General features: G+C 24.9%; 1 protein-coding gene and 1 pseudogene. Both read right to left on the bottom strand.

Annotation, left to right across the window (positions count from 1 at the left end):
- Nucleotides 1–273: pseudogene (locus AJ930_RS02565) on the bottom strand (hypothetical protein); the annotation flags it as partial.
- A 365-nt stretch (nucleotides 274–638) separates the two neighbouring features.
- Nucleotides 639–902, bottom strand: a 264-nt coding sequence (locus AJ930_RS02555; RefSeq protein ID WP_070274799.1) for a lipase family protein, incomplete at its 5' end; no start/stop codon positions are given.

Here is a 902-nt window from a genome sequence, read left to right as displayed (position 1 = left end):
CTGATGAAATTGAACCTCATATCTTTGAATGAAATTTTTAGTCTGTAATTCTCCAAATTCTCCGTTGAGTTTACCTTTACTAATAAAACTATATTTTTGTCCGACCTTTTCTTTTTTTCCAGCTATTTTGCCATTATAGCTTAAGTTTAAAAGCTCATTTAAGGTAATAATAGTTTCATTTTCTTGCAATATACAATCTTCTAAATCAAAATAAAAATAACTAGCTTGTGCAAGTTCTGCATAATCTTTTAATTCATTGATTTTTTCTTGCAAAATTATCCTTTATTTAAATAATGACAAAAAAATATATAATGTAACATAAAAACTATTATGATAATAAAACATGTAATATAATATCAAAGCTATAGGATAATAAAGTAACAATAGCAATGCTATATACAAAAACTTTATTTCACAAAGAGAAAAAAAGCGATAAAGCATTAATAGAATTAAAGGAAAAATAATCCAACCTAGCATTACAAAAAATTCATACACTCTATTTGGATTATGCCCTACAGCAGGAGAAATAACAAACCCACTTATACAAAATACTACCCAAACAATATAAAACTTACGAAATGCACCCATTTATTTTCCTTTTTAATATTTTTAATAAAATTATTCTACTTTTTTAAAAATTAAAATATAGCTATATTAGGAAAATTCCAACCATAAACACTAGGGGAATTAAAAGTATAAACTTCATTAGGGCTAAAAGATAATTTGTCTTTATATTTAATATCGCAATATATCAAAGCCATTTGAGCTAAATACCCACCCAATGAATGTCCTACAAATATAATTCTTTTGTGTTTGTTTTTGATTATTTTATTTACTTGTTCTAAAAATTCTAAAAGAAAAGAAGATTGGATATTGCCATTGAGGGATAGAGTTATGTCTTG

It is taken from the genome of Campylobacter sp. BCW_6871 (assembly GCF_001762325.1).
Lineage (GTDB): Bacteria > Campylobacterota > Campylobacteria > Campylobacterales > Campylobacteraceae > Campylobacter_D > Campylobacter_D jejuni.
This window is presented reverse-complemented; position numbering and strand designations above follow the sequence as displayed.